This window comes from Pseudomonas sp. GZD-209 (assembly GCF_049310485.1).
Lineage (GTDB): Bacteria > Pseudomonadota > Gammaproteobacteria > Pseudomonadales > Pseudomonadaceae > Aquipseudomonas > Aquipseudomonas sichuanensis.
Genome location: NZ_JBMOWQ010000051.1, coordinates 1 through 6,365 on the forward strand (window position 1 = coordinate 1; position 6,365 = coordinate 6,365).

The 6,365-nt window shown below is 64.0% G+C and carries 7 protein-coding genes; 6 read left to right on the plus strand and 1 reads right to left on the minus strand.

Going from position 1 to position 6,365, the window contains the following annotated elements; all coding sequences use genetic code 11:
- Nucleotides 1-128 precede the first annotated feature (128 nt).
- The 4 genes from ACO6VM_RS07195 to ACO6VM_RS07210 all read left to right on the plus strand — a co-directional run bounded on the left by ACO6VM_RS07195 (nucleotide 129) and on the right by ACO6VM_RS07210 (nucleotide 3,167).
- The gene (locus ACO6VM_RS07195) at nucleotides 129-821 is read left to right on the plus strand and encodes a helix-turn-helix transcriptional regulator (RefSeq protein ID WP_422402970.1); all 693 of its coding nucleotides are present in this window, start codon (nucleotides 129-131) and stop codon (nucleotides 819-821) included.
- Nucleotides 822-836: 15 nt separating this feature from the next.
- Complete coding sequence (locus tag ACO6VM_RS07200; RefSeq protein WP_422402971.1) at nucleotides 837-1,754, plus strand: pyridoxal-phosphate dependent enzyme; 918 nt, start codon at nucleotides 837-839, stop codon at nucleotides 1,752-1,754.
- Between the two features lie 89 nt (nucleotides 1,755-1,843).
- Nucleotides 1,844-2,461 carry a TetR family transcriptional regulator C-terminal domain-containing protein gene (locus tag ACO6VM_RS07205; protein WP_401058206.1) on the plus strand — a complete coding sequence of 206 codons (618 nt, stop codon included), beginning with the start codon at nucleotides 1,844-1,846 and terminating at the stop codon, nucleotides 2,459-2,461.
- 40 nt (nucleotides 2,462-2,501) lie between these two features.
- Entirely contained in the window at nucleotides 2,502-3,167 is a 666-nt protein-coding gene (locus tag ACO6VM_RS07210) for a M24 family metallopeptidase (protein ID WP_401058204.1), read from the plus strand.
- Here the strand turns inward: ACO6VM_RS07210 and ACO6VM_RS07215 are convergent.
- Nucleotides 3,146-3,643 carry a metallophosphoesterase family protein gene (locus ACO6VM_RS07215; RefSeq protein ID WP_422402972.1) on the minus strand — a complete coding sequence of 166 codons (498 nt, stop codon included), beginning with the start codon at nucleotides 3,641-3,643 and terminating at the stop codon, nucleotides 3,146-3,148. The two genes, ACO6VM_RS07210 and ACO6VM_RS07215, sit on opposite strands and share 22 nt — an antisense overlap.
- A gap of 233 nt (nucleotides 3,644-3,876) precedes the next feature.
- Here ACO6VM_RS07215 and ACO6VM_RS07220 point away from each other — a divergent pair, with 233 nt between their 5' ends.
- Complete coding sequence (locus ACO6VM_RS07220) at nucleotides 3,877-4,974, plus strand: carboxynorspermidine decarboxylase (protein ID WP_125464690.1); 1,098 nt, start codon at nucleotides 3,877-3,879, stop codon at nucleotides 4,972-4,974.
- Between the two features lie 30 nt (nucleotides 4,975-5,004).
- Nucleotides 5,005-6,249, plus strand: a complete 1,245-nt coding sequence (locus tag ACO6VM_RS07225; RefSeq protein ID WP_125464691.1) for a saccharopine dehydrogenase family protein — start codon at nucleotides 5,005-5,007, stop codon at nucleotides 6,247-6,249.
- Nucleotides 6,250-6,365: the final 116 nt, after the last annotated feature.

The following is a 6,365-nucleotide window of genomic DNA, read 5'->3' on the forward strand; positions in this document are numbered from 1 at the left end:
GCGGGGCAAGCCCGCTCCCACGAGCTTACGTCTGTGGGAACGGGCTTGCCCCGCGATGCTTTCTACCCGCTGGAATATTTCAACAAGGCATGCAAAAATCAACTAACTGTTGATAATGCGATGCCACCATGACGCCTTCCCAAGAGCGCCAGCTCACCCTCACCGTACTCAAGGCCACCCTCCAGGCCTTGGGCAGTGTTGTCCCGCGCAACGTCGAAATCCTCCTGCATGACCTCGACCACCCCGAACACTCGGTGGTGGCCATCGCCAACGGCCAGCTCTCCGGGCGCCAGGTCGGCAGCCCGATCCTCGCCGCCCCCGAAAAGGACCAGGGCTTCAAAGCATTGATGCAGGCCGCCAATGGCCAGCCAGGCTGCGAGCCGGTGGTGCTGCCCGACTACCCCACCACGCTCAAAGGCCGCAACCTGCGCAGCGCCACGGCGATCTTCCGCGACAGCAGCGGGCACCCGTTTGCCAGCCTGTGCGTGAACACCGATGTCACCGGCCTCGATACCGCCATGGCCTTCCTTCAGCACTTCCAGCCACTGGGCGCCACGCCCGCCCCGGTCGTGAGCAGCGAGCCCGCCGACATGGCCGTGCTGATGGCCGAGATCATCCACGACTCGCTGCAACGCAGCGGCCAGGGCCGGATGAACAAGCAGGCCAAGGTCGAGGCGGTGCGGGTGATGCAGGAACGCGGGCTGTTCATCGTCAAGGGCGGTGTGGAGAAGGCCGCCGAGGCCCTCGGCGTGACCCGCTACACCATCTACAACTACCTGGAGCAGCTGCGCGGCGAGCACGCGCCGGCTGCCCGCGACTAACAACCTGGAGCTCCCATGCCACTGCACATCCAAACCCCGCTGATCGAATCCCGCCCCCTGTCGCTGAGTGCCGGCCGCCCGGTGTGGCTCAAGCTCGAGGCCCTGCAACCCTGCGGCTCGTTCAAGCTGCGCGGGGTCGGGCATGCCTGTGAAATACACCAGGCCCGTGGCGCGCAACATTTCGTCTCGTCGTCGGGCGGCAATGCCGGGCTGGCGGTGGCCTATGCCGGACGCAAGCTGGGGCTGCCGGTGACCGTGGTGGTACCCGAAACCACCACCGAGCGGGCCAAGGAGCTGTTGCTCCTCGAGGACGCCAAGGTCGTGGTGCACGGCAGCTCGTGGCAGGAGGCCAACGCCCATGCCCAGACGCTGCTGGGGCCGGACGATGCATTCATCCACCCCTTCGACGACCCGCTGCTGTGGACCGGCCATGCCAGCATGATCGACGAAGTGGCGGCGGCGGGCTTCAAGCCCGATGCCGTGGTGCTCTCGGTCGGCGGCGGTGGGCTGCTCAGCGGTGTGGTCGAGGGCCTGCAACGCAATGGCTGGCACGACGTGCCGGTGCTGGCGGTAGAGACCGACGGCGCGGCGTCGCTGCACGCGGCCATGGCTGCCGGGCATACCGTGGAGCTGCCGGGCATCCAGTCGGTGGCCACCTCGCTGGGGGCCAAGCGGGTGGCCGAGCAGGCGCTGGCCTGCAGCCGTAGCCACACCGTGCATAGCCACCTGGTCAGCGACCGCGAAGCTTTGCAAGCCTGCGAAAGGCTGCTGCGCGATCACCGGGTGCTGGTCGAACCAGCCTGCGGTGCGGCGCTGGCGTTGCTGCAGCGGCCAGAGGTGTTCCAGGCCTACGGCAATGTGCTGGTGATCGTCTGCGGTGGCGCGACCGCCACACTGGAGCAGATCCGCGCCTGGCTGGAACAGGTGGCCTAGGCCCTGCTCGCGGGTACAAGCCCATGGCAGGCCAACTGGGTATCGCTATATACTTTTCAACATAGCGATTCAGAAGTCCTGCCTCAGCCATGTCCAGTATCCGTGACCGCAACCTGCAACTGATCCTCGAAGCCGCCAGCGAAGAGTTCGCCCAACACGGTTTCGCCGCCGCCCGGGTCGACGCCATCGCCACCCGCGCCGGCCTGCCCAGGGCCAATGTCTTCTACTACTTTCGCAAGAAGCAGCAGCTCTACACCGCCGTGCTGGACCTGGTGATGGAGCCCTTGCTGCTGGCTTCGCGCAGCCTTGCGGCCGAGGCCCATCCAGAGCACGCCCTGCCCCGCTACTTCAAGGCCAAGGCCGAGGTGGCCCGCCGGCACCCCCATGCCACACGGGTCTGGCTCAAGGAAATGCTCCACGGCGGGCAGCGCCTGCCTGGCGAGCGCAGCGAAGCCTTGCGCCACAGCGCCCGGCAGAACCTGGCCTGCCTTGCGCAGTGGATGGAGCGCGGGCTGATTGCCCGGACCGCGCCAGAGCATCTGCTACTGTTCCTCTGGTCCACGCCCCTGGCCAGTTTCCGTTTCGGCGCGGCGCCCGGCAGTTCGGCGCAGCTCAAGCCAACGCGGGCGTCGACCCAGGCGCTGGCCGACCTGTTCCTGCGCGGCCTGCGCCCGGAGGCTGAGGTTGCGAAGCTGATCGCTGTATAAAAAAATCATAACGAAACACCCCCTGATGAGGAGTACCGGCATGACTGCCACCAACACTGCAAAGGAAGCTGTGGGTGCCCCCTATCAGCTGGACCTGATGAAACATGCCCAGCGCATGACCTGGCAGGCCGTCGAGCGCATCGCCCAGGGCATCCGCCCCGGCATGCGCGAATCCGAGGCCCGCGCGCTGGGCCAGCAAGTGCTGGAAGCGCTGGGCATGCAGCGGATCTGGCACCCCACCCACATCCGCTTCGGCACCAACACCCTGAAGACCTTCAAGCAGCGCTCCGACGGTGACCCCGTGCTGGGCGAGGACGACATCTATTTCATCGACATGGGCGTGGTCTGGGAGGGCCATGAGGGCGATGCCGGCACCACCTTCGTCACCGGTAACGACCCACAGAAGATCGCCTGCGCCGCAGCGGTGAAGACCTTGTTCGACGAGGTCCAGGCGCACTGGCGTACCCAAGGAGTGACGGGCATCGAGCTGTACGATTTTGCCGCCGAGCGCGCACGGGAAATGGGCTGGAAGCTGAACCTGGAAATCAAGGGCCACCGCGTCAGCGACTTCCCCCATGCCATCTACCGGGCCGGTGATCTGGGCGCTTTCGACGGGCAGCCGGGCGCAGGCTTGTGGATCCTGGAAATCCAGATCGCCCACCCCGAGCTGCCCTACGGCGCGTTTCACGAGGACCTGCTGGCCTGACCTGCCTTGATCGACGCCGGGGTGAGCAAAGGGATTATCTCAGGCATCACCCCATCCGCACCCACCTCGATCAGCGCGAGGGTCACCGGCAGGCTGAAGCGCCGGGGCCCGGCGCTGCCCGGATTGAGGTACAGGCGGCCCTCCCACTGTTCGATCAGCGGTTTGTGCGAATGCCCGGTGATCACCCACTGCACGCCCTGGTCCAGGTGCGCCGGCACATCGGCCAGGTCGTGCACCAGCAGCACCTGCCAGCCTTGCACCTCAAACCTGTCCACGTCCGGCAAGCCCTGGGCCCAGGGCAGCGCCACGTCGTTGTTGCCACGCACCACCCGCAGCGGTGCCAGCGCTGCAAGCGCCTCAAGCACCTGTGGCTTGCCGATGTCACCGGCGTGCACGATGAGCGCGCAGCCCTCGAGCGCCGCCAGCGCTTCGGGGCGCAGCAAACCATGGGTATCGGAAATAACGCCTACTTTCATTGCCCGCACCTCGCTACCGGCCTTTGATCAGGATGGTCATATTCGTCTGTTTCAATAGGGCCATTGCACCCCAGGCGCTCCCCAGCAGCGGGCCCCGGGCAACCGCATGATGGCGCTTTGTATATGCAATGAGCGGCGACTCGGACGAAAAGCACCTTGCGCCCTTTCGAACTGTGGCAAGTGAAGGCACAATGCGTGTCCTTTTTTTGGCCGGCCTGGCCGGGGGCCTTTAAATGATCAAGACGCCGTACTACCTCATCGATAAAACCAAGCTGCTGAGCAACATGGAGAAGATCGCCTACGTGCGCGAACACTCCGGTGCCAAGGCCCTGCTTGCCCTCAAGTGCTTCGCCACCTGGTCGGTGTTCGACCTGATGCAGCAGTACATGGACGGTACCACCTCGTCCTCGCTGTTCGAGCTCAAGCTCGGCCGCCAGAAGTTCGCCGGCGAAACCCACGCCTACAGCGTTGCCTGGGCCGACGATGAAGTCGAAGAGATGCTCGAAAACTGCGACAAGATCATCTTCAACTCCATCGGCCAGCTCGAGCGCTTCGCCGAGCAATCCGAAGGCAAGGTGCGCGGCCTGCGCGTCAACCCGCAGGTGAGCAGCTCCGACTACCTGCTGGCCGACCCGGCGCGCCCGTTCAGCCGCCTGGGCGAGTGGGACCCCGAGAAGATCGAGAAGGTGATCGAGAAGATCTCCGGCTTCATGTTCCACAACAACTGCGAGAACGGTGACTTCGGCCTGTTCGACAAGATGCTCAGCCACATCGAGGAGCGCTTCGGCCACCTGCTGCACAAGGTCGAATGGGTCAGCCTCGGTGGCGGCATCCACTTCACCGGCGAAGATTACGCGGTGGACGCCTTCTGCGCGCGCCTGAAGCAGTTCTCGCAAACCTACGGCGTGCAGGTGTACCTGGAGCCGGGCGAAGCGGCCATCACCAACAGCGCCTCGCTGGAAGTGACCGTGCTCGACACCCTGTACAACGGCAAGCACCTGGCCGTGGTCGACAGCTCGATCGAAGCGCACCTGCTCGACCTGCTGATCTACCGCCTCAACGCCAAGATGGCCCCCAACGATGGCGCGCACACCTACATGGTCTGCGGCAAGTCGTGCCTGGCCGGCGACATCTTCGGCGAGTACCAATTCGACAAGCCACTGGCCATTGGCGATCGCCTGTCGTTCGTCGACACGGCGGGCTACACCATGGTCAAGAAAAACTGGTTCAACGGTTTGAAGATGCCGTCCATCGCGGTCAAGCAACTCGACGGCAGCGTCGAGGTCGTGCGCGAGTTCGGTTTCGAAGACTACGTTTCGAGCCTGTCGTAAGACGGGCTTTCATGAAGGAGAGCAGCTGAATTGAAGAAGAACGTTCTTATCATTGGTGCAGGAGGTGTCGCCAAGGTGGTGGCCCACAAGTGCGCACAGCATAACGACGAACTGGGTCGTATTGCGATTGCGTCACGGAACATCTCCAAATGCCAGGCCATCATCGACAGCGTCAAGGCCAAGGGTAGCCTCAAGGTACCCGCCGACATTCAGGCCTTCTCGCTCAATGCCCTCGATGTTGAGGCGACCAAGGCACTGATCCGCGAGACCGAATCGCAGATCGTGATCAACGTCGGTTCCGCTTTCCTCAACATGTCGGTGCTGCGTGCCTGCATCGATACCGGTGTCGCCTACCTGGACACCGCGATTCACGAAGAACCGGGCAAGATCTGCGAAACCCCGCCCTGGTACGGCAACTACGAGTGGAAACACCTCGAGGAATGCCAGCAGAAGAACATTACCGCCATTCTGGGTGTCGGCTTCGACCCGGGTGTGGTGAACAGCTACGCAAAACTTGCGCAGCAGCAGTATTTCGACCGCATTGATTCGATCGACATCCTCGACGTCAATGCCGGTTCCCACGGCAAGTACTTCGCCACCAACTTCGACCCGGAAATCAACTTCCGCGAGTTCACCGGGCAAGTATGGAGCTGGCAGAACAGCCAGTGGACCAGCAACACCATGTTCGAGGTCAAGCGCACCGACGACTTGCCGGTGGTGGGTTCGCAGAACCTGTACCTCACCGGCCACGACGAAGTGCACTCGATCTCGAAGAACCTGAACGTGCCGAACGTGCGCTTCTGGATGAGCTTCGGCGAGCACTACATCAATGTGTTCACCGTGCTGAAGAACCTCGGCCTGCTCAGCGAGCAACCGGTGAAAACCGCCGAAGGCCTGGAAGTGGTACCGCTCAAAGTGGTCAAGGCCGTGCTGCCCGACCCGGCCTCGCTGGCCCCGGGCTACACCGGCAAGACCTGCATTGGTGACCTGGTCAAGGGCACCAAGGACGGCCAGCCGCGCGAAGTGTTCATCTACAACGTGGCTGACCACGAAGAAGCCTACGCCGAGACCGACAGCCAGGGCATCTCGTACACCGCCGGCGTACCGCCAGTGGCTGCTGCCCTGCTGGTCGCCCGTGGCGAGTGGGACGCCGGCCGCATGGTCAACGTCGAGGAACTGCCGGCCGAGCCGTTCCTCAAGGCGCTGGACGTGATGGGCCTGCCGACCCGCGTCAAGGATGAAAAAGGCGACCGTCCCTGGGACGCGCAAGCCTAAGCAGCAACAAGAAGGGGCGCCAGATGGCGCCCCTTCTCTTTCAGAACAATCGCGGGGCAAGCCCGCTCCCACTCTGCTGGTGGTGCCGGCGTGGGAGCGGGCTTGCCCCGCGATTT